General features: G+C 66.9%; 24 protein-coding genes. 9 read left to right on the plus strand and 15 right to left on the minus strand.

Translation table 11 applies throughout. From position 1 onward, the window contains the following. Nucleotides 1-71: 71 nt before the first annotated feature. The gene (locus VGV37_RS03200; protein WP_326878168.1) at nucleotides 72-1,223 is read right to left on the minus strand and encodes a TonB C-terminal domain-containing protein; all 1,152 of its coding nucleotides are present in this window, start codon (nucleotides 1,221-1,223) and stop codon (nucleotides 72-74) included. A gap of 191 nt (nucleotides 1,224-1,414) precedes the next feature. Here VGV37_RS03200 and VGV37_RS03205 point away from each other — a divergent pair, with 191 nt between their 5' ends. Continuing rightward, nucleotides 1,415-3,454 (plus strand): PBP1A family penicillin-binding protein, encoded by a 2,040-nt coding sequence (locus VGV37_RS03205; RefSeq protein WP_326878169.1) that lies wholly within the window; start codon nucleotides 1,415-1,417, stop codon nucleotides 3,452-3,454. Between the two features lies 1 nt (nucleotide 3,455). Here VGV37_RS03205 and VGV37_RS03210 read toward each other — a convergent pair whose 3' ends face one another. After that, complete coding sequence (locus VGV37_RS03210; RefSeq protein ID WP_326878170.1) at nucleotides 3,456-4,124, minus strand: SprT family zinc-dependent metalloprotease; 669 nt, start codon at nucleotides 4,122-4,124, stop codon at nucleotides 3,456-3,458. 203 nt (nucleotides 4,125-4,327) lie between these two features. On the opposite strand from VGV37_RS03210, the gene ugpB reads away from it, so the two are divergent. The 5 genes from ugpB to VGV37_RS03235 all read left to right on the plus strand — a co-directional run bounded on the left by ugpB (nucleotide 4,328) and on the right by VGV37_RS03235 (nucleotide 8,831). Next, nucleotides 4,328-5,650: a sn-glycerol-3-phosphate ABC transporter substrate-binding protein UgpB gene (gene ugpB / locus VGV37_RS03215; protein WP_326878171.1), complete on the plus strand. Its 1,323-nt coding sequence runs from the start codon at nucleotides 4,328-4,330 to the stop codon at nucleotides 5,648-5,650. 25 nt (nucleotides 5,651-5,675) lie between these two features. Next, nucleotides 5,676-6,557, plus strand: coding sequence for a sn-glycerol-3-phosphate ABC transporter permease UgpA (gene ugpA / locus VGV37_RS03220; RefSeq protein ID WP_326878172.1), 882 nt, complete (start codon nucleotides 5,676-5,678; stop codon nucleotides 6,555-6,557). A 1-nt stretch (nucleotide 6,558) separates the two neighbouring features. Beyond that, nucleotides 6,559-7,404 (plus strand): sn-glycerol-3-phosphate ABC transporter permease UgpE, encoded by an 846-nt coding sequence (gene ugpE, locus VGV37_RS03225; RefSeq protein ID WP_326878173.1) that lies wholly within the window; start codon nucleotides 6,559-6,561, stop codon nucleotides 7,402-7,404. 16 nt (nucleotides 7,405-7,420) lie between these two features. Continuing rightward, on the plus strand, nucleotides 7,421-8,485 hold the full coding sequence (locus VGV37_RS03230) for a sn-glycerol-3-phosphate import ATP-binding protein UgpC (RefSeq protein WP_326878174.1): 1,065 nt from the start codon (nucleotides 7,421-7,423) through the stop codon (nucleotides 8,483-8,485). A 160-nt stretch (nucleotides 8,486-8,645) separates the two neighbouring features. After that, on the plus strand, nucleotides 8,646-8,831 hold the full coding sequence (locus VGV37_RS03235; protein ID WP_326878175.1) for a hypothetical protein: 186 nt from the start codon (nucleotides 8,646-8,648) through the stop codon (nucleotides 8,829-8,831). A gap of 74 nt (nucleotides 8,832-8,905) precedes the next feature. Here VGV37_RS03235 and VGV37_RS03240 read toward each other — a convergent pair whose 3' ends face one another. Together VGV37_RS03240 and VGV37_RS03245 are read right to left on the minus strand one after the other, a co-directional pair. Continuing rightward, nucleotides 8,906-9,430, minus strand: a complete 525-nt coding sequence (locus tag VGV37_RS03240) for a hypothetical protein (RefSeq protein ID WP_326878176.1) — start codon at nucleotides 9,428-9,430, stop codon at nucleotides 8,906-8,908. Between the two features lie 74 nt (nucleotides 9,431-9,504). Continuing rightward, entirely contained in the window at nucleotides 9,505-9,663 is a 159-nt protein-coding gene (locus tag VGV37_RS03245; protein WP_326878177.1) for a hypothetical protein, read from the minus strand. A gap of 222 nt (nucleotides 9,664-9,885) precedes the next feature. Here VGV37_RS03245 and VGV37_RS03250 point away from each other — a divergent pair, with 222 nt between their 5' ends. Next, nucleotides 9,886-10,323 carry a hypothetical protein gene (locus VGV37_RS03250; RefSeq protein WP_326878178.1) on the plus strand — a complete coding sequence of 146 codons (438 nt, stop codon included), beginning with the start codon at nucleotides 9,886-9,888 and terminating at the stop codon, nucleotides 10,321-10,323. Here VGV37_RS03250 and VGV37_RS03255 read toward each other — a convergent pair. From VGV37_RS03255 to VGV37_RS03265, 3 genes are all read right to left on the minus strand, one after another. After that, nucleotides 10,320-10,871: a PAS domain-containing protein gene (locus VGV37_RS03255; RefSeq protein WP_326878179.1), complete on the minus strand. Its 552-nt coding sequence runs from the start codon at nucleotides 10,869-10,871 to the stop codon at nucleotides 10,320-10,322. The two genes, VGV37_RS03250 and VGV37_RS03255, sit on opposite strands and share 4 nt — an antisense overlap. Then, nucleotides 10,868-11,314 (minus strand): YybH family protein, encoded by a 447-nt coding sequence (locus VGV37_RS03260; protein ID WP_326878180.1) that lies wholly within the window; start codon nucleotides 11,312-11,314, stop codon nucleotides 10,868-10,870. Before VGV37_RS03260 ends, VGV37_RS03255 begins: the two co-directional genes overlap by 4 nt. A 206-nt stretch (nucleotides 11,315-11,520) precedes the next feature. Further along, nucleotides 11,521-11,997, minus strand: a complete 477-nt coding sequence (locus VGV37_RS03265) for an OsmC family protein (protein WP_326878181.1) — start codon at nucleotides 11,995-11,997, stop codon at nucleotides 11,521-11,523. 53 nt (nucleotides 11,998-12,050) lie between these two features. Between VGV37_RS03265 and VGV37_RS03270 the strand changes: the two genes are divergently transcribed. Then, nucleotides 12,051-12,743, plus strand: a complete 693-nt coding sequence (locus VGV37_RS03270) for a GntR family transcriptional regulator (RefSeq protein WP_326878182.1) — start codon at nucleotides 12,051-12,053, stop codon at nucleotides 12,741-12,743. Nucleotides 12,744-12,756: 13 nt separating this feature from the next. Here the strand turns inward: VGV37_RS03270 and VGV37_RS03275 are convergent, their stop codons facing one another. The 3 genes from VGV37_RS03275 to VGV37_RS03285 all read right to left on the minus strand — a co-directional run bounded on the left by VGV37_RS03275 (nucleotide 12,757) and on the right by VGV37_RS03285 (nucleotide 16,200). After that, nucleotides 12,757-13,464, minus strand: a complete 708-nt coding sequence (locus VGV37_RS03275) for a TIM44-like domain-containing protein (protein ID WP_326878183.1) — start codon at nucleotides 13,462-13,464, stop codon at nucleotides 12,757-12,759. Nucleotides 13,465-13,618: 154 nt separating this feature from the next. Then, nucleotides 13,619-15,385 (minus strand): patatin-like phospholipase family protein, encoded by a 1,767-nt coding sequence (locus VGV37_RS03280; protein WP_326878184.1) that lies wholly within the window; start codon nucleotides 15,383-15,385, stop codon nucleotides 13,619-13,621. Nucleotides 15,386-15,504: 119 nt separating this feature from the next. Next, complete coding sequence (locus tag VGV37_RS03285) at nucleotides 15,505-16,200, minus strand: Rieske 2Fe-2S domain-containing protein (protein WP_326878185.1); 696 nt, start codon at nucleotides 16,198-16,200, stop codon at nucleotides 15,505-15,507. 156 nt (nucleotides 16,201-16,356) lie between these two features. Between VGV37_RS03285 and gspG the strand changes: the two genes are divergently transcribed. Continuing rightward, nucleotides 16,357-16,824, plus strand: a complete 468-nt coding sequence (gene gspG / locus VGV37_RS03290; protein WP_326878186.1) for a type II secretion system major pseudopilin GspG — start codon at nucleotides 16,357-16,359, stop codon at nucleotides 16,822-16,824. A gap of 4 nt (nucleotides 16,825-16,828) precedes the next feature. Here the strand turns inward: gspG and VGV37_RS03295 are convergent, their stop codons facing one another. The 5 genes from VGV37_RS03295 to VGV37_RS03315 are packed head-to-tail and all read right to left on the minus strand — an operon-like array spanning nucleotide 16,829 to nucleotide 22,180. Then, a complete protein-coding gene (locus VGV37_RS03295; protein WP_326878187.1) occupies nucleotides 16,829-17,665 on the minus strand; it encodes a hypothetical protein in 837 nt (278 codons plus the stop codon). Beyond that, nucleotides 17,662-19,902: a type II secretion system secretin GspD gene (gene gspD / locus VGV37_RS03300; RefSeq protein WP_326878188.1), complete on the minus strand. Its 2,241-nt coding sequence runs from the start codon at nucleotides 19,900-19,902 to the stop codon at nucleotides 17,662-17,664. Before gspD ends, VGV37_RS03295 begins: the two co-directional genes overlap by 4 nt. Beyond that, entirely contained in the window at nucleotides 19,899-20,570 is a 672-nt protein-coding gene (locus VGV37_RS03305; RefSeq protein WP_326878189.1) for a hypothetical protein, read from the minus strand. Before VGV37_RS03305 ends, gspD begins: the two co-directional genes overlap by 4 nt. Then, on the minus strand, nucleotides 20,567-21,136 hold the full coding sequence (gene gspM / locus VGV37_RS03310; RefSeq protein WP_326878190.1) for a type II secretion system protein GspM: 570 nt from the start codon (nucleotides 21,134-21,136) through the stop codon (nucleotides 20,567-20,569). Before gspM ends, VGV37_RS03305 begins: the two co-directional genes overlap by 4 nt. Further along, entirely contained in the window at nucleotides 21,137-22,180 is a 1,044-nt protein-coding gene (locus VGV37_RS03315) for a PilN domain-containing protein (protein ID WP_326878191.1), read from the minus strand. Between the last annotated feature and the right edge of the window lie 99 nt (nucleotides 22,181-22,279).

The following is a 22,279-nucleotide window of genomic DNA, read 5'->3' on the forward strand; positions in this document are numbered from 1 at the left end:
AATGGGGAACGGACGACGATAAGTCGAAAGCTCCTAACGAACGGTTGCAGCGCTTCCATCGTTGCGCGCGGCTACTGGGCTTGTCCCGGCGGACGTAATGACAGGCGCCAGATAAATCCGGCGGTGTCAGCATTTCCAATATAGTTCGGGACTGGAGCGAAGCGGCCGATGGACTCGATGGCATTGCGCACTTGATTGTCTATCGTCGGCACGCCCGACGAGTCCTCGATCCTGGTCCACAAGATTACGCCGTTTCGCCGCAGGGTAATGCCGATCGACATCCACGTTCGGCTTTGCGCTATGAGCGAGGATGGAATGGCCGGTAGACGGCTTCTGATCGTGTCGTTTACATAAGCCAGATATTCATCCCGGGTTGCCTCAGGACCAGGAATTTTGGCAATGCGTGATTCCTGGTGCGACGGGGCTTCCGGATGAGGTGTTTGAGCAAGACTGCCGCCGAGCGTCAGTTGCGCGTGTGACGGCGACTTCGGTTCCGGACCTTTCAACGTATCGGTCGGCGGAGCGGGCTTGGGCGGTGGTGGCGGCACGACACCAGCCATCGCGCTGCGATCGCGCGTGTCTTTCGGCGCCTCCTGCTCTGGCGCCTCGCTCTGATTGTTCTTTGCTTCGTCCGGCTTGGTCTGGCCGGCCTCTTTTTCCTGCTTGTCGGGTTCGGTTTGCCCTGCTGTCGGCCCGGCCGCGCCTAATTTATCCTTCCGCTCGCCTGCCGCGCGATCATCCGATGTGCTTTTGGCCGGATCATCCGCCTTCAGCTGTCCCGAATCATCTGAGGCCAAAGGACCGGGTGGCGGGGGAGGCGGCGGCGGTGGAGGGGGCGGCGATTTCGCCTGGGGTGGTGGTGGTGGCGGTGGAGGTGGAGGAGGTGGCGGCGAGATCGGCATGTCCTGCGGTGGCATCAGGACCAGCTGGACCGGGATCGGCTGGCCCGGCCCGCGGCTGCCGCTACGCCCACCGGCGAAGATCAGCAGCAGCACGAGCACGACATGGAACAGGACGGCAAAGATCAGCGCGCGGCGGATCCAATGACGATCGACTGGCGAGACCGGTGCGTGGGTCTCGATCAGATCCTCGGGCGTGACCTCGAAATGCGGCTCGGGTTCGATATGCGGTTCGACACGGCCGAGAGCATCCGCCTCTGCCTGCCCCGCCGCCACACTGTCGTCCCGCTCGATGGTCCCGCTCCCCGGCACGCCTACGTCCATTTCCTTTGCGCCGTACGGCGCCGCTTTCCCTACCGCTCCCGCGGCCTCAGGGCAACATCGACCGCAATCCTGCCAAACTCTGTTACCAAAATCTTCGCGACGGTTTCGAGAGCATGCGGCCTTTGGCCCGTTCGTGCTATGCCGGACGAGGATTTTACGATGGGTTTCGCAGTGAGAAGGGCCTTCATCCCGTGCGCGTGACGCCGAACGACCGGCCGCCGCTATCCGGCAAAGGGCCGAAGCGTGAGGCGCCGAAGCCGCGCCGCACCCCCGAACCGAAGGCGGGCTGGCGCCGCGCGGCCGGGCGGCTGGCATTGCGGCTGACCATGATCGGCTTCGTCTGGGGCGCGATCGGCCTCGGCCTGCTAGTCGCCTGGGCCGCTTCGACTTTGCCCGATACGTCGGAGCTGGCGCAGCCGGACCATCATCCGAGCATCACGCTGCGCGCCTCCGACGATTCGCTGATCGCGACCTTCGGCGATCTCTATGGCGAGGAGCTGAAGCTCACCGACCTGCCGAAGGCACTGCCCGAGGCAGTGATCGCGACCGAGGACCGCCGCTTTTACCATCACTTCGGCATCGATCCGTTGGGCGTGGCCCGTGCCATCTTCGTCGACCTCAAGGCCGGCCAGATGGTCCAGGGCGGCAGCACCATCACCCAGCAGGTCGCGAAGAACCTGTTCCTGACGCCGGACAAGACCCTGCTGCGCAAGGTGCAGGAGGCGGTGCTGGCGGTCTGGCTCGAACGCCATTTCACCAAGGACCAGCTGCTCGAGATCTACCTGAACCGGGTCTATTTCGGTGCCGGCACCTGGGGGGTCGATGCCGCCTCGCGTCGCTATTTCGGCAAATCGGCGCGCCGGCTCTCGCCCTATGAATGCGCGCTGCTGGCCGGCCTGCTCAAGGCGCCGACCCGGTTCAGCCCGGCGCGCGACCAGGTCCGTGCCGCGACGCGCACCGCCCAGGTGCTGACCAACATGGTCGCGGCCGGGTATCTGAGCGCGGCCGAGGCGACGACGATCCAGAAGCAGAGCTTCGTGCTGAGCTCCGTGCCGATCACCCGGCCGGGCATGCGCTATTTCGCCGATTGGGTACAGGACCAGGCCGCGACCTTCGGCCTGTCGGGCGACATCACCGTGGTGACGACGCTCGATCCGAAGATGCAACTGGCGGCCGAGGGTGCGCTGGATGCGATCCTGACCAAGGACGGCGCCAAGGCGGCGGCCGGCCAGGCCTCGCTCATCGCGATGTCGCCCGACGGCGCGATCCGCGCCATGGTCGGCGGGCGGGACTACCAGGTGAGCCAGTTCAACCGCACGGTCCAGTCGGTGCGCCAGCCCGGCTCCGCCTTCAAGCCGTTCGTCTATCTGACGGCGCTCGAGCACGGCATGCGGCCCGACGATCATTTCACCGACGGGCCGACCAGGATCGGCAATTGGCAGCCCCATGATTTCGAGAACCGCTATCTGGGCGACGTGACCATGGCCGAGGCGGTGGCCGAGTCGCTGAACACGGTCGCGGCCCAGGTCGCGCAAAAGGTCGGCATCCGCAATGTCATCGCGACCGCCCATCGCCTGGGCATCACCAGCGACCTGAACGAAGACCCGAGCTTGGCGCTCGGCACCGGCGAGGTTTCACTGATCGAGCTGACCTCGGCCTATTCGACCCTGGCGAACGGCGGCTATGCCGTCTGGCCCTATGGCATCGCCGCGATCCGCGACGCCAACGGCAAGGTGTTCTACCAGCGGCAGCAGAACAGCACCGGGCGCATCATCCAGGCGCAATATGTCGCCGACATGGACCGCATGCTGCAGGGCGTGATCCAGCACGGCACCGGCAAGGCCGCTGCGATCGGCCGTCCCGCCGCCGGCAAGACCGGCACGACGTCGGATTTCCGCGACGCGCTGTTCGTGGGCTATACCGCCGACCTGGTCACGGGCGTTTGGTTCGGCAATGACGATGATTCGCCGATGGCCAAGGTCACGGGCGGCTCGCTGCCCGCCCGTGCCTGGCATGATTTCATGACGGCGGCCCTCAAGGGCACCCCGGCGCGGCCGTTGACGACCGGCGTGGACGACGAGGGCGTGCCGATGGCGGCGAACGAGGAGCCGGATCACCAGGGCTTCATGCGCATCCTGGAAGAAGCGACCAAGGTCACGCCGGTGAGCGCGCCGTCGAACCAGCAGGAGCGGCCCGGCTGGATGCCGCCGGTCAATAGCGGCGGGCGATAGCTCAGCCGTAGCGCAGCAGCTGCGGCCCGTTCCGCTTCAGCCAGGTGCGCGCGTGGTCGACGTCGGACGACAGCTTGGCGACGACGCGCCAGAAGCGCGCGCTGTGGTTCATTTCGGCCAGATGGGCGACCTCGTGGGCCACGACATAGTCCATGATCGGCTCGGGGGCGAGGATCAGGCGCCAGGAATAGCGGATGTTGCCGCTGGACGCGCAACTGCCCCAGCGGCTGTGCGGATCGCCGACGCTGACCTTGGCGATCGGCCTGCCCAATTGCGCGGCCAACGCCCGGCTCTTGGACGCCAGCATGTCCCGCGCCAGATCGGCAAGACCGGCGCGCGTGCGCCGCGCCAGGCTGGCCTCATCGCCGGTGACTTCGATGCTGGCCGCTTTCAGCTGGAACACCGGCTGCCGACCGCGCCCCAGTTCCTGGAGCACCAGTTCTCGGTCCCTGCCAAGGACTGGGATGACCGCGCCGTCGATGAAGGCGATGCGCGGCGGCATGCGGGCCAGTTGGGCCGCGATCCAGCCGCGCTTGCCGTCGAGGAAGCCCAGCGCCACCGCGAAGGACGCGCCCGCGGGCAGGACCAGCTCGACCGAATCGACCGCCGGATGCAGCCGCAGCGCCATGCGGGCGGCGCGCGGACTGACCCGCACCGTTACGGGAATCATGTGGCCGCTCGGCAAACGGAGCGGTGGAATCTCGCGAGGGGGGCGGGCGGAGAGCATTGCTTCCGTGATAGCGCAAATATCGGGTGGATGCGATGGGATCCGCGCCACATTGCAGGCTTCACAAGACTGTCACAAAACGGCAATGTCCTGCGCGATAAGAGCGTGAGCCAAGCGCTTCAAGGTCGTTTCCGGGAGGGGAATCCATGCTGTCCATTCGTTCGCTCGCCGTTGCTGCCGCGGCACTCTGCACCACCGCGCTGACCGCGCCCGCTTTCGCGGCACCCGTCGAGATCCAATGGTGGCATGCCATGGCCGGCAAGAACGGCGAACTGGTCAACCAGTTCGCCGACGATTTCAACAAGAGCCAGGCCGACTACAAGATCGTGCCCGTGTTCAAGGGCGGCTATGCCGATACGCTGAATGCGGGCATCGCCGCGTTCCGTGCCGGGCAAGCGCCGGCGATCCTGCAGGTGTTCGAGGTCGGCACGGCGACGATGATGGCCGCCAAGGGCGCCATCAAGCCGGTCTACGAGGTTATGGACGAGGCGGGCGAGAAGTTCGATCGCTTCGCCTATCTGCCGGCGATCACGGGCTATTACTCGACGGCGGCGGGGCGGCTGCTGTCCTTCCCGTTCAACAGCTCGACGCCCGTCATGTACATCAACAACGATGCCTTCAAGAAGGCCGGGCTGGATCCGGCGAAGCCGCCGAAGACCTGGCCGGAATTCTTCGACGACGCCAAGAAGCTGAAGGCCTCGGGCAGCGCCTGCGGCTTCACCACCGGCTGGATGGCCTGGGCGCAGCTCGAAGTGTTCAGCGCCTGGCACAACAAGCCGATCGCGACCAAGGAAAACGGCATCGGCGGCAAGGATGCCGTCTTGGAGATCAACGGGCCGTTGCAGGTGCGCCACCTGCAGGACCTGGTCGATGCCGCCAAGGACAAGAGCTTCGACTATGCCGGCCGCACGACCGAGCCGGAGGCGAAGTTCGTTTCGGGCGACTGCGGCATGATCCAGACCTCGTCCGGCACCTACGGCATCTTCAAGGCGAATGCCAAGTTCGATTTCTCGGTCGCCCCGCTGCCCTATTACCCTGATGTGGCCGGTGCCCCGCAGAATACCATCATCGGCGGCGCCAGCCTGTGGATCATGGGCGGCAAGAAGGCCGAGGAATACAAGGGCGTCGCAAAGTTCCTGACCTTCCTCAGCCAGGTGCCGATCCAGGTGAAGTGGCACGAGACGACCGGCTACCTGCCGATCACCAAGGCATCTTATGAAGCGGTCCAGAAGGAAGGCTTCTACCAGTCCCATCCGGGCTTCGACGTCGCGGTCAAGGAATTGACCAACAAGGAGCCGACGGAGAATTCCAAGGGCCTGCGCCTCGGCAACCTGCCGCAGATCCGCGATGTCGTCGCCGAAGAGGTCGAGGCGGCGCTGAATGGCACGAAGACGCCGAAGGAGGCGCTCGACACCGCCGTGACGCGCGGCAACGCGCTGCTGCGGCAGTTCGAGAAAACCGCGTCTTAGTCGGCTCGGACGAACAAGGCAGTCCATGGAACGGCGCGTCGTTTTCGAAGGCAAGCTGCTGCCCTACCTGCTGGTGGCGCCGCAGCTTGCCGTCACGCTCGTCTTCTTCTTCTGGCCGGCGGCCGAAGCGGTCTATTTCTCGACCCAGAGCCAGGATGCGTTCGGCCTGTCGACCGTATTCGTCGGGTTCGAGAATTTCGCGACCGTGTTCGCCGACCCGGACTATCTGCATGCGTTCCAGGTCACCGCGATCTTCTCGGTCGCGGTGACCCTGCTCGCCATGCTGCCGGCGCTGCTGCTGGCGGTCATGGCCGATCGGGTCGTGCGGTTTGCGGCGGTTTACAAAACCGCCCTGATGCTGCCCTACGCGGTCGCACCGGCGATCGCCGGCGTGCTGTGGCTGTTCCTGTTCGCGCCGGGCATCGGCATTCTCGCCAATGCGTTGCGTTGGATGGGGGTGGATTGGAACTACCTGCTGAACGGCAACCAGGCGCTGGCGCTGGTCATCGTCGCCGCGGCCTGGAAACAGCTCAGCTATAATTTCCTGTTCTTCCTGGCCGGGCTGCAGGCAATCCCGAAATCCTTGCTCGAAGCGGCCTCGATCGACGGTGCCGGTGGCGTCCATCGGTTCCGCACCGTCGTCATGCCGCTGCTGTCGCCGACCACCTTCTTCCTGTTCGTGGTCGATGTGGTCTATGCCTTCTTCGAGACGTTCGGCGTCATCCATGCGGTGACCGGCGGCGGCCCGTCCAAGGCGACGGAGATTCTGATCTACAAAGTCTATTACGATGGCGTCGTCGGGCTCGACCTGGGCGGCTCCTCGGCCCAGTCGGTCGTGCTGATGATCATCGTCATCGCCCTGACGGCGGTCCAGTTCCGCTATGTCGAGCGCAAGGTGCATTACTAGGATGGAGAGCAGGTCCGGACATCTGGCTTGGCTGCCGCACCTGATCCTGGTGCTGGGCCTGGCCCTGGTCGGGTTCCCGATCTACGTCACCTTCGTCGGCTCGACCATGACCACGCCGGAGATCCTGTCGGGCCGCATGTCGCTGATGCCAGGCGGCCATTTCGTCGAGAATTACCTGGCTGCGCTCACCCAGGGCATGCCGCAACTGTCGGGCGTGCCGGTCGCGCGCCTGCTGCTGAACAGCCTGATCATGGCGCTGTCGATCGCGCTCGGCAAAATGCTGATCTCGTTCCTGTCGGCCTACGCCATCGTGTTCTTCCGCTTTCCCGGACGCATGGTCTGCTTCTGGATGATCTTCCTCACTCTGATGCTGCCGGTCGAGGTGCGCATCGTGCCGACTTTCCAGGTCACGGCGAACCTGGGCCTGATCGACACCTACGGCGGCCTCGCCATCCCGCTGATCGCGTCGGCGACGGCGACCCTGCTGTTCCGGCAGTTCTTCCTGACCATTCCCGACGAGCTGATCGAGGCGGCGCGGCTCGATGGCGCCGGCCCCCTGCGCTTCCTGTGGGACGTGCTGTTGCCGCTGTCGCGCACCAACCTCGCGGCCTTGTTCGTGATCCTGTTCGTCTATGGCTGGAACCAGTACCTCTGGCCGCTGCTGGTGACCAATACCGCCTCGATGACCACGCTGGTCGTGGGGATCAAGAGCATGCTGACGGTCGATGCGAACACGCCCTGGCACCTGGTCATGGCGATGGCGATCCTCGCCATGGTGCCGCCGGCGGCCGTGGTGCTGCTGATGCAGCGCTGGTTCGTCAAAGGCCTGGTCGACGCCGAGAAATAGCGAGAAACATCCGAACATGGCGACCGTCACCCTTTCCGCCGTCACCAAGTCCTATGGCAGCACCGCCGTGATCCACGGCGTCGATTGCGCGATCGCCGACGGCGAGTTCGTCGTCATCGTCGGTCCGTCCGGCTGCGGGAAATCCACGCTGCTGCGCATGGTGGCCGGGCTGGAGGCGATCACCGGCGGCACGATCGCGATCGGCGAGCGTGTGGTGAACCGGGTCGAGCCCAAGGACCGGGACATCGCCATGGTGTTCCAGAATTACGCGCTCTACCCGCACATGACCGTGTTCCAAAACATGGCCTATGGCCTGCGGATCCGTGGGCTGTCGAAGGACGACATCCGCGCGCGGGTCGACAAGGCGGCGGAAATCCTGCAGCTGGGTGCACTGCTGGACCGCACGCCGCGCCAATTGTCCGGCGGCCAGCGCCAGCGCGTCGCCATGGGCCGCGCCATCGTGCGCGAGCCCCAGGTCTTCCTGTTCGACGAACCCTTGTCGAACCTCGATGCCAAGCTGCGCGTGCAGATGCGTGTCGAGATCAAGCGGCTGCAGCAGCGGCTCGGCACGACCTCGATCTACGTCACCCACGACCAGACCGAGGCGATGACCTTGGCCGACCGGCTGATCGTGCTGAATGGTGGCGTCGCCGAGCAGATCGGCCGGCCGATCGAGCTCTACGAACGGCCGGCCAGCCTGTTCGTCGCCGGCTTCATCGGCTCGCCGGCGATGAATTTCCTCGACGGCACCATGGGCGAGGGCGGAGGGGTCATGCTCGCCGGCGGCACGGCGCTGACGATTACGAGCGACGTCGCGGCCGGCACGGCGGTAACATTGGGCATCCGGCCGGAACATCTCGTCCTCGCGGCCGAGGGCGAGGCGGCTGCCCATCTCCACGTCGAGATGGTCGAGCTGCTGGGTGCGGACACGATCGTCTATGGCACACTGGGCGACGGCGGCCCCAGCCTGCTACTGCGCCTGAACGGCGTGGCCGAGATCGCGACCGGTGTGCGGCTGCCCTTGGGATTTCCCGCGGAAAGCCTGCATCTGTTCGACAAAAGCTCCGGTCGACGCTGCTGATCTTCCAAGATTCGCCAAGCGATCCGACTCGGGCTTAATGGACTTTTAACCCCGAGTCGCGGTATATGTCGGCAGTCAATGGGGATAAATCCCTGCCTGATCGCCGGCGCTTCAGCGACAAAGTCGCTTTCCATCGCCGGGTCTTGAAGGCGAGGTCAGCATGAGCATCTCGAGCGTCGGCCAGGGTCCGGTCTCAACGATCAATACCAACGGCCAGGTTCAAGGCCGCCAGCAGCAGCTGCAGGCGACCGACAATAACAACCAGTCGAACAAGTCGGCGAAGCCGACCGGTGTCCAGCCGCTCAATTCCAGCGGTCGTGGCCAGGTGGTCAACCTCGTCGTCTGATCGCGTTCGGGCGGTTTCCGTCTGATCGATGGCAGCGTGCCGCCCTTGAAGGCTGGCGCGCCGATGTCGTTGGTTCAGCGCGGCGCCGGGGGCGGCGCGCCGGGCCCCCCGCGCCAAGGTACCAGAATCCGAATTTCGGCTGGTAGACCCGAAAGATCGCCCGTGCCGCCGCCTGTCGCGATGTCGGCCGGGGCCACGTAGGGGATCACGTCCGCGGGCACTGGACCTGGGACCCCTTTTGCCGTCGCATCGGTGGTGCTGGCCTGAACGATCCGCCAGGCGCCGTCGTCGCCGCGGCAGCCGACCGCATAGCCTGTTGCAGGCCGTCCGTCGCTGACCAGCGTTTCCGCGATCTCCCGGCACGGTTGCCGGGTCGTGGTGTCCAGCCGCTCCTTGACCGCGCGCACCGACCCGGCATGCCCCGTCGCCGGGTTCGTCCAACGTTGCTCCTGGCCCAGCGGGCCGGCCCAGGCCTGTCGGTAGCTGATCGCGCGAAACGCCTCGTCGGCGGAGTCGAGGGTATCGGCCGCGGCGGATCGGGCAAGTACCAGCAGCATGAAGAGGAGCGGCCTTGCGGCGATCCACTGCAACCGGACCATGGTCTGCTTTCGCTCGAGGGGCGGGCGGCACGCTCGATCCTACGCCCGAACCTGCGGCCGCGGCAAACCGGCCGTCAGCGGTAATAACCGCCATAGTAATAATAGTGCGGATGCGGCGGCGGTACCGGATAGACGTAGCAGGCCGAGAGAATGCCGGCGATGGTGCCGAAGATCACGATATTGGCAATCTTCCGCGTCCAAGTTCGGTGACGGCGGGGCGTTTCGGCAACCATGATCTAACCTCCAGTTTCATCGAGACCGATCTTTGGGATCGGGTCGCTCTATTATGAAACGAGATCAACAGGGTGTTTCATCCCCAAAAGCCCGCGAGTTTATTTTGCGGCAGGCATGGGGATGCGGATGCGTCCGGCGCCGTAAGGCCGGGGCGGGATCCCGCAGAAGTCTCCGATTGCCATGCTATAGTCGGATCCAAGGCGACGAGGGCGGAGGTCGGGATGACGGAACTGACGGTAGAAGCTGTAGCCAACCAGGACTTCTGGCGCGGCGTTCGGCTGGCGGTCGGGCGGGCGCTCGTGATCGTCGTCGGCCTAGCCGGCCTCTATGGTGCCGCCGGGGCCGTCGATCGTGCCGGCTATGGCTGCGGCATCGGCGCTTTCCTGGCGGCCTGCCTGGTGCTGTTCCTTGAGATCAAGCGGCATTTCGACGGTCAGCCGCCCTTGGCGCTCGACGATTTGCTGATCGACGATTTCGGCACTTTGGCGATCGGGCTGCCACTGCTCGGACTGTTCGGCATCGCCTGCCTGTTCCTGGCGGCGCGCGCCGAGGGCGGGGTCGGTTATGAGGCCGGCCTGGGCGGCGCGGTCGCGACCGTGCTGATCGGCCTCGCCAGCATCAAGGCCTGCTTCGATCGCGCCGAGGCGCACGAGGCTTAATTCGCCGGGATGCCGTAGCCGAGATCGAGAAAGCGGAATTGCTCCGCCGTGCGCGAGGCGACGGAGCCGGGCTGGTTGACCCATTCGATCTGCCGTCGCGAATTGCCGGTGCCGATCAGGATCGGACAGCCAGATGGGTCGTTGGGTCGAAGCGGCAGCAGCAGCGTTTCGACCGGATCATGGGCGCCGGAGGCAAAGACCACGTCGTAGCGTGCCGTGAAGCCGCACGGCTGATCGACGGCGCGCCACAGCCGGCGGGTGCGGTCGACCCGCTGCCCGATGTCCAGGAATTCGCCCCAGACGTGCCCGGTCAGTTCGATCCCCCAGCGCGCCCGATGCGCGGTGCCGACCAAGCGGTAGATTGCGGTATCCGCGGCCACCATGTTCAGCATGAAGATATGGGGCAGGGCCCATTTCAGGGCACCGGGATCGATGTCGGCCCGCCGCGGGACGGGTTCCTCGCCGCGTACGTCGAGCCAGTGGCCGAGCAGAAGGCGGCTGGGACCCGTCTCGAGTCCATGGCGATCCAACTCGGCCTCGTCTGTCATTTGTCTTCGGTCCCGCCATCCCAGGCGAAACGCCACTGCCCGTCGGACTGTCGTTGCCAGACCGTGACATAGCGGCCGGTCGTGCGCAGATCTTGGCCCTGGGCATCCAGACGATGCATCTCATACGGGCCGCTGGTCATGCCGACCTCACCGACGACCTTGGCGAAGGTCGGATGCCAGGTCAGCGTGAATCCGGGGCGCGCATAGAGCTTCTCGAATACCGCCCGGATCTCCACCTTGCCATGGCCGCCCTGGATGGTCGCGTTCTCGTCGGCGAAGTCGCCCCAGGCGTCGCCGTGCCGGTCGCGGGACGCAGCGAAGAATGCCTCGTCGGCCGCGGCGACGGCCTGCTCGTCGGCATTCCAGGCGGGGTCCGCGGCATGGGCGAGAGCGCTGCCCAGCAGGCCGCAGACGACCGGAATCAGGGCTATCCAGGGACGCATCGAACCGAGCCTCGTCTTCTCACGATCCCTCTAGAAGACGAGCATAGGGCCGATTTTCCTAATGGAATCTTCCCTGTGGGCCGGCGGTCGAGCGGGCTGCCGGCTTGGCTCAACCTGTGATCGGTCGAGGGCCACAACCCTTCGTCGCGACGAGCGGCAGCATCCTCGCGGACCGCTTGTCCGTCGGTTTCATCGCCCGTGGCGGATCAGGCTTCGTGCCGGGTTTCGGGAACGCAGTCGATCGTGAAATTGACGGAGTTGGCGATGAAGCACATCTCATGGGCCTGATGATGCAGCGCCTCGGCCCGCGCCGCGTCGGCACCGGCGGCGAGGGTGACCCGCGGATGCAAAGTGACGCTCGTGAAATGGCCGCTGCCGTCCGGCGTTTCCGCCATCTCCCCGACCGGCCGGTCCTCGTAGGCGACGACGCAGATCTTGGCGACCGACGCCAAATGCAGATACCACAATTGATGACAGGTCGAGACCGAGGCGACCAGCATCTCTTCCGGGTTCCAGCGCGCCGGATCACCCCGAAACGCGGGATCCGAGGATCCTGGAATCGACGGCTTCCCGTTGGTGCTGATCTCGTGGCTGCGTTCGTAGGCGCGGTAGTCCGACGTGCCGGTGCCCTGGTTGCCGGTCCAGGTCACCAGGACCTCATAGTGATGAATCTTTCCAGACATTTGTTTCTTATCCAGTGGTTTGACCGATATTGTATACATGTTACCATGCATCCATGAGCAGATCTAAGCCAGAATCGATCCGTCATCGGGTCCACTCCTATCGGACGACGCCGGATCTCATCGCCGATGAATTGCGCGACGAGATCCGGCGGGGCGTCCTGGTGGGCGGGCAGCCGTTGCCGCAGGAAGAACTCGCAATCCGGTTCGGCGTCAGCCGGATTCCGGTGCGCGAGGCGCTGCTGCGCCTGGAGGGCGAAGGGCTGGTCGCCGTCTATCCCAATCGGGGCGCCGTGGTGACGCGTTTGTCCGTCGAAGACGTACGCGAGATCTATCATCTGCGCCGACTGTTGGAAGGTGACCTGCTGGCTCGGGCGGCGCGCCGCATGGATGATGCCGACCTGAAACGGGTCGAGGCGGCGATGGACCGGGCCGAACGGGGCGCCGGCGATCCCGACTGGGCGGTACTCGACGGGGCGTTCCATGAGGCGCTGTACGCGCCGGCCGGCCATGCCAGGCAATTGAGCATGATCACCGCCCTGCGCGGCACGGTCGATCGCTATTGGGGTGCCTACCGGGCCTTGCCGGACCATACGGGCGAGTGGTTGGCGGACCATCGACGCATCGTCGAGGCTTGCCGCCTGCGCGATGCGGAACTGGCGCGCCAGGTGCTGCACGAACATCTGGCGCGCGCGGCCATCGTCGTACTCGACGGCCTCAAGGCGGAGCAGGCGGCGGGCGGGAACTAGCGCCCGGCCGCGCTCACGCCTGCTGGATCGCCGACAGGAGCCAGCGGCCACCCTGGCTGCGGCGGAAACTCCACACTTCTTCCGCTTCAACCGGCCGCTGCGGGTCGCCCTCGGCGACGAAATCCGCATCGGTCGGCCCGCGACTCGTTCGGACCGTGTAATCGATCGCGCTCCAGCGCAGATAGACTGCGGCATATTCCGTGATGCCCTCGGCCCAAGCCTCACGCGGCTCGCCGCGCAGCAGGACGACGTGATGGATCCGGTTCTGCAGGCCTTGGCGCTGGTTGTTGGCGAGCTGTTCGGAGAAATAGCTCAGCATCTCGGGGGTCACGAAGCGCTGCAGATGGGCAAGGTCGCCATTGCCCCAGGCGGTCTGAATGTTGTTGAGCGCGTCGGCGAAGACGCTGAAATCACCGTCGAGCAGCGTCAAGCTCGTCTGCGGCGCGCGACCGCTGCCACCGGCCGCAGCGAAACCGCCGACCGCATAGTCGCGAGGACGGCCCATTGCGGCGAAATCCGGCATGCCGTACCGGAAAGCCCGGAACAAAGCCCAACCGATGCCCATCAGAACGACCAGCATCAGGCACGACCCGAACGCTCCGCCCGCATGGCCGAGGCCGGTACCATGGGCCGCATAACCCGCATGACCGGAGAGCAGGCCGCCCGGTGCCAATGCCAGGATGGCCACCAGGAGCGCCAGGAATTTTCGCAGGAACGACATTCGGGCTCTCTCCGAAAGATCCGCCGGAAGGATCCCGCAGGGCGTCCACACGGCGGTTGGGCGGTCGATCAAAGAGGCGTGTCGCGCCACCTCTTTGCCGCGAGTGGCATATGGGCAAACCTGTGATGAATCCAGTCAAGAAATCTCAATGGCCTCAAAGCAGGCCGAGCGCGTGCAGGTCGGCCCGCTCCAGCACTTTGCGCGTCTGGCGATAGCCCGCCTCGACGGCACGATCGAACGAATGCCAGTCGAGCAGCGGGACCTCGCTCAGCGCCGGCTCGATCAGCAGCGTCGTCTGTGATCTTGCCAAACTGGTCTGCAATTGCGAACTGACCGTGCCGGCCCGCATCAGGATGCTGACGATGCCGGGCAGCGGCCGCGTGTCGGGCCGGAACCAGCCGATCAGCCCGTGACGATTGAGCGGCACCTCGCTGCCTGGCATCAGGGCGCGGTCGCCGGCGACGTCGATGCCGATGATCGGTCCCTTGCGCTCGCCCGCCATGATGTCGACCGGAAAATTGTCGATGACGCCGCCGTCGACCAGCACCTCGCCATCCTGCAGCACCGGCGGCAGGACGCCCGGGATCGCGACGCTGGCACGCAACGCCTGCCACAGCATGCCCGCGCGATGCACGCACATGCCGCCGCGGGTGAGGTTGGTCGATACGGCATAGAACGGCCGCCACAGGCCCTCGATCAGAGTATCGCCGAAATAGGCCTGCAGCAGGCGATCGACCGACTTGCCGCGAAACAGGGCGACCCAGGGCAGGTTGTAGTCGTCGAGTGGGTTGTTGCGCACGAAGGCGCCATGCATGCGTTCGGTGATCTCATCATCGTCCCAGTCGGCGGCGACGCACGCGCCCACGATGGCGCCCATGCTGGTGCCGCCGACCCGGTCGATCGGCACGCCGGCTTCCCGCAAGGCCCGGATGGCGCCGATATGGGCAAAGCCGCGCGAGGCGCCGCCGGCCAGTACCAGACCCACCGCAATGCCCGCCATGTGGCGCGCCAGGCGGCCGATATCCCCGCCCTCGTGCATCCTGATATGGTGGATGGCGGTGAAGCGCTCCGGCCCGAGCGGGGGATGGGCATGGCGGCCGGCCCGCTCCGGTTCGAGCAGCACCAGTTCGATCGGCAGTACCCGGCCGCCCTTGTCGATCGGCGCCACCGGCAGCGGATCGGGAATCCGGCTGAGCGGTCGGCCGATCAGCATGATCCGATCGGCCTGGCGCAGGCAGAATCGGCTCCAGCCGTCGAGTTCCGGTTCGGCCGGCCCGGCTTGATACAGCACGAGATCGTGGCTTTGCTCTATCTCGTCGTACCATTCGATCGGTTGGCCGCCCATGTCTGCATCGAACCGATGGACACGCTTGCCGGCCCGCTTCAGACGGTCGATCAGGGCGCCCATCAGTTCTTCCATCGGGATGGAACGATCGATCGGCACGACGGCGACGGCGGCATTGGGCGCGAGCGCCGCGGTTCTCAACGTCGTGCGATGCAGCCGATCGACCAGCAGCCGATTGAGCCAGATGAGGAATTTCGGTTGCTCGACGATCAGCCGGTCGAAGATCGCCTTGGGCATGACGACGAGTTCGCTGTCGCGCAAGGCGACGATGGTGGCGCTGTGTGGTTCCCCGGTGATCAGCGACATCTCGCCGACCGTCTCGCCCGACCGGATCGACGCTACGAGATGCTGGCCTCGTTCCGGCGTCGTAACGATGACGCCCAGGATGCCGGAGACGAGAATATAGAGCGCGTCGGCCGGCTCGCCCGCGTCGAACAGCGCGCGGCCGCCGGGCAGGTTGATCCACGGCAGTTCCGACTGGAGTTCGGCCAGAGTCTGGCGATCCAGCACCTCGAGCGGCGCCAGGTCGGCGAGGGCAGGCCAATGGGTACCGACGATTTCGCCTGGTTCGCGCATCGTTGCGTCGTGGGTCATACCGCTCCGATACCCGTCTCGCGCGGGCTTGCTGAAGACACGATCATGACACTTTACGGCGACAGGGTCCATGGACCGCCCGGATCGCGCACCCGTCGGCGTCAGCCGGCAGCCCGTGCCAATCCCTGGGCGGCCTTGTCATATCGCGCTTGCGTCTCGATCGGGATCTCATCCGGCGCTTCGGCGAGTGCATAGAGGGCGACCGTCGCGCGGATCGCATCCGCACCCTGCGGCACGACCCAGCCCAGCAACGCGAAATCGCCCATGAGGTCGACGGACAGGTTGCCGAGCGTGCTGCCCTCGGCCGGCGGAGCCGCCCCGGCCCGCAGCAGTCGATCGATCGCGAGGCGCTGAGCCGCGCCAGCCAGTTCGGCGTCGGCCAGCCACGCCGCGTCGGGCAGGCTGCCGTCATCCTCGACACGCGCAAAGATGCCGCCTTCCATCACCGCGACGCCGATCTGCCGCAACGCCAGGCGCTCACGGCCGGCGAGGTCCAGGTCGGCCTGCTCGTCGTCATCGGGAATGCCGACCGGGATGCCGTCGGCGTTGTAGGTCCAGCCGTGCTGGCAGCGCAGCAGCCCCCGGCCGAAGCCGGCGGGCCGCAGCGGCAGCGACCGGTGGGCGCAGGCATTCTCGAAGCCGGTCAAGGTGCCGCGGTCGTTCTGCAGCGTGATCGACCGTTCGGGCAGATCGACGGTGACGTGGCAATCATCCTCCGCCAGGCGATCGACGGGACAGACGAAGAACCAGCGCGTGCGCCAAGGGGAGGATTGTGAAGATGTCGTTGCGGTGGTCAAAATCCCTCCATACCGGCGGCAATGGGTGTATCTCGTGGGTGGCCGAGTGTGACCGGCGCGCCGTTCGCTTGGCAAGCGTCGCCCTGCCGGGTTGTTTCCGCCGCCGAATCTCGCCACACTCCGGCGCGTCGTTCCGGAACCTGGATGCTCCGCCCCATGTCTGCCGTCATCGTCGAGACTTCTCCTGCCGTTCCGCCGCAAAAGCGCCGTCGCGAGCGGGGTTTCACGCTGCTCGAACTGCTGGTCGTGATCGCCATCCTGGGCCTGCTCGCCGCCCTCGTGGCGCCCCGTGTCATGACGCTGTTCGGCAATGCCAAGCAGAAGATCGCGCAGCAGTCGATCGGTCAGCTGGTCGACGTGCTGGAATTCTACCGCCTCGACGTCGGCGCCTATCCGACCAGCGATCAGGGGCTGCAGGCGCTGGTGGCCGCGCCATCGGGCGTCGACAATTGGCACGGCCCCTATCTGAAGGACAGCAAGGGGCCGATCGACCCCTGGGGCCGGCCGTTCCAATATCGCAATCCCAGCAGCCGTACCGGCCTGCCGTTCGACATCTGCACCTACGGTGCTTCGGGCCAGCCGGGCGGCACCGGCGAGAACGCGACGGTCTGCAACAACCAATAGCGGACTACGGGTCGGTCGACGAGGCGTCCCAGGAAAGCACGGCATAGCCGTGCGGCAGGCCGGGGCCGATGCGCACGACCGCCCGGCGCGTGAAGCGGGCGTCGCCGGGGCCGCGCGCCGTCGTGCGGATCGTGACACTGCGATAGGCCGTCGGCAGGGCGATCGGCGGCTGCGCCGTGGCGCCGGGCAACTGGGCCATCGCCCTCGCCACGACCGGATCGGCCTGCGCCGGGTCGGAAATGCCGAGCTGGTGGACCGACAGGTGGGGCAGCAGCAGGGTGGCCAGCGCCTTGGGCAGCCCCAGCACCAGGGCGACGTCCTCCAGACTTTCGAACGGTGCAAAGCCCGGCTGGTACTTGAGGCCGGCCGCCTGGTATCGGGCGACCACGGCGGCCTGCTGGTCGGCCGGCAGGCCACCGCGCCATTCGACGATCGACTGGGTCACGGTCTGCGCCACCCGCGGATCCGCGCCGAGCACGGTCAGCAGCGATTGCAGCAGGTCGGCATTGGCGATGTTGGGGTTGATCTTGCCCCCCTCGTCCTCGATCCGCACCTCGACTGGGATCGGCCCGATCGTGATCCGGCGGATGCTGCGATCGACCGTCCAGGCCTGCCCGCCGGCGTCGGACAGGTGGAAGATCGCCTGGTGCACCGCGCCGTCTGCCGCCGCCTCGGCCTCGGCATTGGCCATCAGGTTGCGAGCGATCTTCGATTCGATCCGCCCGCTGGCACCCAACTCCGTCACGATCAGCGCCAGCAGGACCAGCGCCCACAGCACGATCAGCAGCGCGAAGCCGCGGTTCCGGCGGCGATCCTCTCCGGCGGAAGCCGCCGCGCTCAATTGCCCAGGACGGCGTTCGGATTGGTCGACCCGGACAGAGGCCGGGCGTTCAATTCCTGGGGTACCAGTCCGGCATGGCTGAGGTTGGTGCGCAGGTCCTCGGTCAGCGCGCGGGCATCGCGCTGGTCGTGGATCACATGGGGGGTGATCAGCACGAGCAGTTCGGTTCTGGTCCGGTCGTTGGCCTGGGTCGACAGCAGGCTGCCCAGGATCGGAATGTCCTTCAGCCAAGGGATGCCGGAATTGCCGATGCTCGTATTGTCCCGGATGAGGCCGGCCAGGCCGACGGTCTGGCCGTCCTGAATGACCACGCGGCTTTGCACCTTGCGTTCCGAGAAGGTCGGCGACTGGATCGAGGAGGTGCTGGTCGCCACCGGCTCGCTCACCTCCTGGGCGATGTCGAGCGTCACGAGGCCGCCGGTGTTGACCCGGGGGATGACCTGCATGATCACGCCGGTTTCCTGATAGGCGACGCTGCTGATGACGTCGCTGGTCGACGTCAGGGTCGATTGCGAGGTCTGGGTCAGGTACGGCACCTGATCGCCGACCTGCAAGGTCGCCTTCTCGTTGTCGAGCACCATGATCTGGGGCGACGACAGCACGCGGACGTTGGTAACCGCCTGCAGGGCGCTCAGCGCGGCATGCACCGCGCTCGTGTTCTTCGCCAGCACGAACCCCGGGAAAGCGCCGCCGATCGTACCTGCCGCGACGTTGGACAAGGTGCCCTGCAATCCGCCGTCCTTGAAGAAGAACTGCGTGCCGTACTGCAGGTTGTCGGTCAGCGTCACCTCGGCGATGGTCGCGTCGATGCGGACCTGCAGCGGCAGGATGTCGATCTTGCGCAGCATGCCGTCGATCACGCTCTGCTCCTCGGGCGTGGCATAGATCAGCAGGGCGTTGTTGCGGCGGTTGGCGATGATGCGAATGCTGTTGGCGTCGGCATCCTTGTCGCCCGACCCGCTGGAGAGCGCGTCCTGGGACGGCGACTGCGAATTGTCCTGCGGCGTACCGGCGCCGAATTGGCTCTGCGGCTGCCCCGTTCCCGATCCTGTGCCGCTGCCGGGCGTACCGCCGGGCGACCCGATGCCGCCGCCGCTCGAACCGATGGTGCCGCTCGTCGGTGCGCCGCCGGCACCGGCACCGCCGGAATTCGAGTTGAGCGTGATCTGGTCGAGGCTTGGCGAGGTGGATCCGCTACCGCTGCTGCTGCTGGAGACGTGGCCCGGGGTGAAGGCGCGCTGCAGGACGTTTTCCAGATCCCGGCTCTCGCCGTTCTGCACGTAATAGACATGCCAGCTGCGGGCGCTTGCCTTCTTGGCGCGATCGATCAGCGCGAACAGGCGGCGGGCGTCGGCGATGTAGCGGCCCTGTGACGAGACGACGAGCACGGCATTGACGCGCTCCATCGGGATAACCTTGACCAGGCCTGCCGTCGGGCCGTCGGCCTCGCTGCCGAACGCCTTGGACAGTTCGCCCGCGACCTTGGTCGGATCGCCGGTATTGACCGGAAAGACCGCATAGGACTGGCCGGCCAGCAGATCGATGTCGAACGCCCGGATCAGGCCGACCAGGCTCTGGCGCGCGGCCGGCTCGCCGCTGACCACGAGCGCGTTGTGCGTCGGGTCCGGGCTGACCTTGCCGCCCTCGGACACGAACGGCTCCAGCACCTTGGCCAGATCCTTGGCCGAGGCGTAGCGCAGCGTGATCATCTGGGTGCCCGAACCGACGCCGTCGGTGCCGACCAGCCCGGCATTGGCGCCGGGTCCGTTCGATGGCAGCACGCGGTAGAGGCCGTTCTGTTCGTTGAGCGTGGCACCGTTCTGGGCGAGCAGGGTCTCCAGGATACCCAACAGCTGGTCGCGCGGGACCGGCTGGGCGGTCTCGATCGTCGCCGTGCCGCGCACGGCCGGGTCGATCGTGTAATTGATCTTGAGCGTGCCGCCGAGGATCGACCGGGCGATCTCGCGGATGTCGGTGTCGACGAAATTGAGCGTGACGTCGGCGGCACCCGAGGCGCCGGGTCGCCGTTCGTTGCTGCCGGGACCGTTGGCGCCCAGCGCGACCTGCGGCTGGGGCGTCGCGGACTGATCGGCCGACAGCGCGCCGCTGAGCCGCGGGCTGGCGACGCCGCGATCGCCGGCGAAGTCGCCCGGCAGCGGCGTCAGCGGCTCCGTCGGTCGCGCGGCGCAGGCGGCGAGTGTCAGCAGAATGGCGGGAACGGTCAGGCGAAGCTTCATCTGCGGTTCGGCGCGGCGGGCGCGCCCCCTGGCTGGCGAATAGGCGGTTGCGGGGCGACGGGGCGGCCCGGTTTCGGGACGGTTTGGCCGGCGAAGGGGTTGGGCACGCCGGGCGGCAATTGCATGCCGCCCGGGATGAACTGGCGGGGATTCTGCGGCGCCGGATTGAGGCCGGGCATAGCGGTCGCGGGCGTTGCCGGAGCCGCGGCCGCCAGCGCCGGGTCGGGCTTGGGCTGGAGCGTCTGCGTCCCCTTGGGGCCGGTCAGCGTGACGCCATCAATGGCGATGCGCTGAACCTGCCAGCCGGCGACCTGGTCGCCTTCGTCGACGGTCAGCGGCTTGCCGTCGCCATTGGGCTGAAAGATCGCACGCCGTTGGGTCGGGTCGATCAGGATGCCGGCCAGGCGCGGCATGTCGTCCGACGGAGCGCCGGTCGCGGCGGGTCCCGCTTTCGGACGCCGGTCGAGCGCGAACAGCGGTCGCGCCAGAATGATCGGTACCAGGGCGGACCCATCGTCGACCACGGCCGCTGGCAAGTCGCTGACCCGCACCGGCGCGCTGTCCGGGGTCGGCGGGGTCGGCTTGGACGTTGCTTCGACCCCGATGACGGCGAGCAGTGCCAGCGACAGGATGCCCAATCCGCCGAGCGCGAGGTCGCGGGGCGTCATGGCGCGGTCCCGCCGCGGAAGCCATAGACGGTAAAGCCCGCGTCGAGGGCCGCGCTCTGGGCGCCCGGCAGGACGATCGGCGAGCCGTGGATCTGCAGGTCGTCGATCAGCATCGGCGGATGCGCCTGCTCGATCTGGGCCATCAGCTCGACCAGCACCGGCAAGGGCGCGCTGATGCTGAGCTTGACACCGATGCGCCGATAGGGCCCGGCCTGATCGGCAGTCAGCGTTTCCAGGCTCGAAAGGCCGGCGCCTGCGGTGCTGGCCAGCGACTGCAGCAACGACTGCAGGCTGGCGCCGGCAAGCGCGTCGGTCGCTCCCTCGAAGGTCGCGGTACCGTTGTTCGCCGGGACGGAGGCGGCACGCGCCTGCAAGGCCGGCACCTCCTCGGCCACGAGCGACATCCGGTCGGCGAGCGCGGCCCGTTGCGCCAGTCTCGCGTCCTGGTCGGCATAAAGATCCATCAACGGTGCAGCCACGGCGAGCCAGGCCACGACCACGGTCAGTATCACGAGGCCCACCGCCAGCAGGCGGCCTTGGCGTCCGGTCGGCAGGGCGGCGGCCATCTAGGGTCGGACCTCCGTCGCGATCGAGAAGATTTCCTGCTGGTTCGCTTCGAGCTTGGTCACGGGGGCGGCGAACGCCGGATCCTTGAAGCCTGGATCGGCGGCGAGCGCGCCCAGCAGCTTGGCGGCCGCGGCCGACTGCCCGATCAGCGACAGTCGCCGGTTCTTCAGCGACAGGTCGGTCAAATGGGTATCGTCCGGCAGCGCCTGGGTAGTGGCGGCCATGACTTTCAGCGGATTGGGCAGCTTCGCGCGTTCCGCCGCGATCGCCTCGCCGCCGCCGCCGGTGATCTGCCGGCGCAGGCGTGCTGCCTCGTCGACCGTGGGTTGCAATGCCGCGATCGAAGCTTCGATCTCGCGGGCGGCCAAGGCTTGCCGGACGAACGGCAGGGCAACGGCAACGAGCGCCAGCAGGGCCGCGACGGTTGTCAGGGCAGGCATCGCCCGGCCCCGCCAGCCGCGGCTGCGCGCCCCGCTGTGATCGAGCGCGATCGGCCGGATCGTCCCGTCGGACAGCAGGGGGGCCAGCATGGTCGGCGCCAGGTCGGCCGCTGCCAGATCCCGCACCAGGTCGGCCAGCGGCGCGCGGGGCACCAGCGACAGGCGGACCGTCAGGCGCCCCTGGCGACGATCCCGCTCGATCACGGCCGCGTCCCAATAGACCTCGTCGACGGCGAACGGGGTCTCGCGATCCATCTCGAAACCCAGCACGCGGACGAGTTCGCGTTCCGCGGCGAGCGGCAGCACCAGCTGCTTTTCCAGCAGGAAGGCGGAGCCCAGGCGCAGGATGACCGCATTGGGACGGCCGGGCAGGGCGCAGGCCTGCTTCAGGGCGCGAATACCCGGCCCGTCGAGCAGGAAGCGGCCGAGCCGGCTCGGCTGGCCGCGCTTGCGCAGGGTGACTTCGACCACCTCGGCCGCGGCCTCGTCCTCCAGCGTCACCAGGATGGCGTCATGGTCGAGCGGAGTCGCGCCGGCGAGCGTCGCCGGCAACAGGCTTCGGAGCTGCTCGCCCCACCAGGATAGGAAAGTGCCGATGGTCACGATAGGCCGCGCAGGCTCCCCTCTGTCCGGTCTGCTGAATGGCCGCGCCCCCGGTCGGGACCGGCCAATGGAGCAACGAGCTTAAGCCGCGTCCGATAG

It is taken from the genome of Aliidongia sp., assembly GCF_035943795.1.
Lineage (GTDB): Bacteria > Pseudomonadota > Alphaproteobacteria > ATCC43930 > CGMCC-115725 > Aliidongia.

What these genes read in the sequence shown, in the direction of transcription:
- VGV37_RS03200 (WP_326878168.1), bottom strand. Translation starts at nt 1,223, where the DNA reads ATGGACGTAGGCGTGCCGGGGAGCGGGACCATCGAGCGGGACGACAGT.
- VGV37_RS03210 (WP_326878170.1), bottom strand. Translation starts at nt 4,124, where the DNA reads ATGATTCCCGTAACGGTGCGGGTCAGTCCGCGCGCCGCCCGCATGGCG.
- ugpB (WP_326878171.1), top strand. Translation starts at nt 4,328, where the DNA reads ATGCTGTCCATTCGTTCGCTCGCCGTTGCTGCCGCGGCACTCTGCACC.
- ugpA (WP_326878172.1), top strand. Translation starts at nt 5,676, where the DNA reads ATGGAACGGCGCGTCGTTTTCGAAGGCAAGCTGCTGCCCTACCTGCTG.
- ugpE (WP_326878173.1), top strand. Translation starts at nt 6,559, where the DNA reads ATGGAGAGCAGGTCCGGACATCTGGCTTGGCTGCCGCACCTGATCCTG.
- VGV37_RS03230 (WP_326878174.1), top strand. Translation starts at nt 7,421, where the DNA reads ATGGCGACCGTCACCCTTTCCGCCGTCACCAAGTCCTATGGCAGCACC.
- VGV37_RS03235 (WP_326878175.1), top strand. Translation starts at nt 8,646, where the DNA reads ATGAGCATCTCGAGCGTCGGCCAGGGTCCGGTCTCAACGATCAATACC.
- VGV37_RS03240 (WP_326878176.1), bottom strand. Translation starts at nt 9,430, where the DNA reads ATGGTCCGGTTGCAGTGGATCGCCGCAAGGCCGCTCCTCTTCATGCTG.
- VGV37_RS03245 (WP_326878177.1), bottom strand. Translation starts at nt 9,663, where the DNA reads ATGGTTGCCGAAACGCCCCGCCGTCACCGAACTTGGACGCGGAAGATT.
- VGV37_RS03250 (WP_326878178.1), top strand. Translation starts at nt 9,886, where the DNA reads ATGACGGAACTGACGGTAGAAGCTGTAGCCAACCAGGACTTCTGGCGC.
- VGV37_RS03255 (WP_326878179.1), bottom strand. Translation starts at nt 10,871, where the DNA reads ATGACAGACGAGGCCGAGTTGGATCGCCATGGACTCGAGACGGGTCCC.
- VGV37_RS03260 (WP_326878180.1), bottom strand. Translation starts at nt 11,314, where the DNA reads ATGCGTCCCTGGATAGCCCTGATTCCGGTCGTCTGCGGCCTGCTGGGC.
- VGV37_RS03265 (WP_326878181.1), bottom strand. Translation starts at nt 11,997, where the DNA reads ATGTCTGGAAAGATTCATCACTATGAGGTCCTGGTGACCTGGACCGGC.
- VGV37_RS03270 (WP_326878182.1), top strand. Translation starts at nt 12,051, where the DNA reads ATGAGCAGATCTAAGCCAGAATCGATCCGTCATCGGGTCCACTCCTAT.
- VGV37_RS03275 (WP_326878183.1), bottom strand. Translation starts at nt 13,464, where the DNA reads ATGTCGTTCCTGCGAAAATTCCTGGCGCTCCTGGTGGCCATCCTGGCA.
- VGV37_RS03280 (WP_326878184.1), bottom strand. Translation starts at nt 15,385, where the DNA reads ATGCGCGAACCAGGCGAAATCGTCGGTACCCATTGGCCTGCCCTCGCC.
- gspG (WP_326878186.1), top strand. Translation starts at nt 16,357, where the DNA reads ATGTCTGCCGTCATCGTCGAGACTTCTCCTGCCGTTCCGCCGCAAAAG.
- gspD (WP_326878188.1), bottom strand. Translation starts at nt 19,902, where the DNA reads ATGAAGCTTCGCCTGACCGTTCCCGCCATTCTGCTGACACTCGCCGCC.
- VGV37_RS03305 (WP_326878189.1), bottom strand. Translation starts at nt 20,570, where the DNA reads ATGACGCCCCGCGACCTCGCGCTCGGCGGATTGGGCATCCTGTCGCTG.
- gspM (WP_326878190.1), bottom strand. Translation starts at nt 21,136, where the DNA reads ATGGCCGCCGCCCTGCCGACCGGACGCCAAGGCCGCCTGCTGGCGGTG.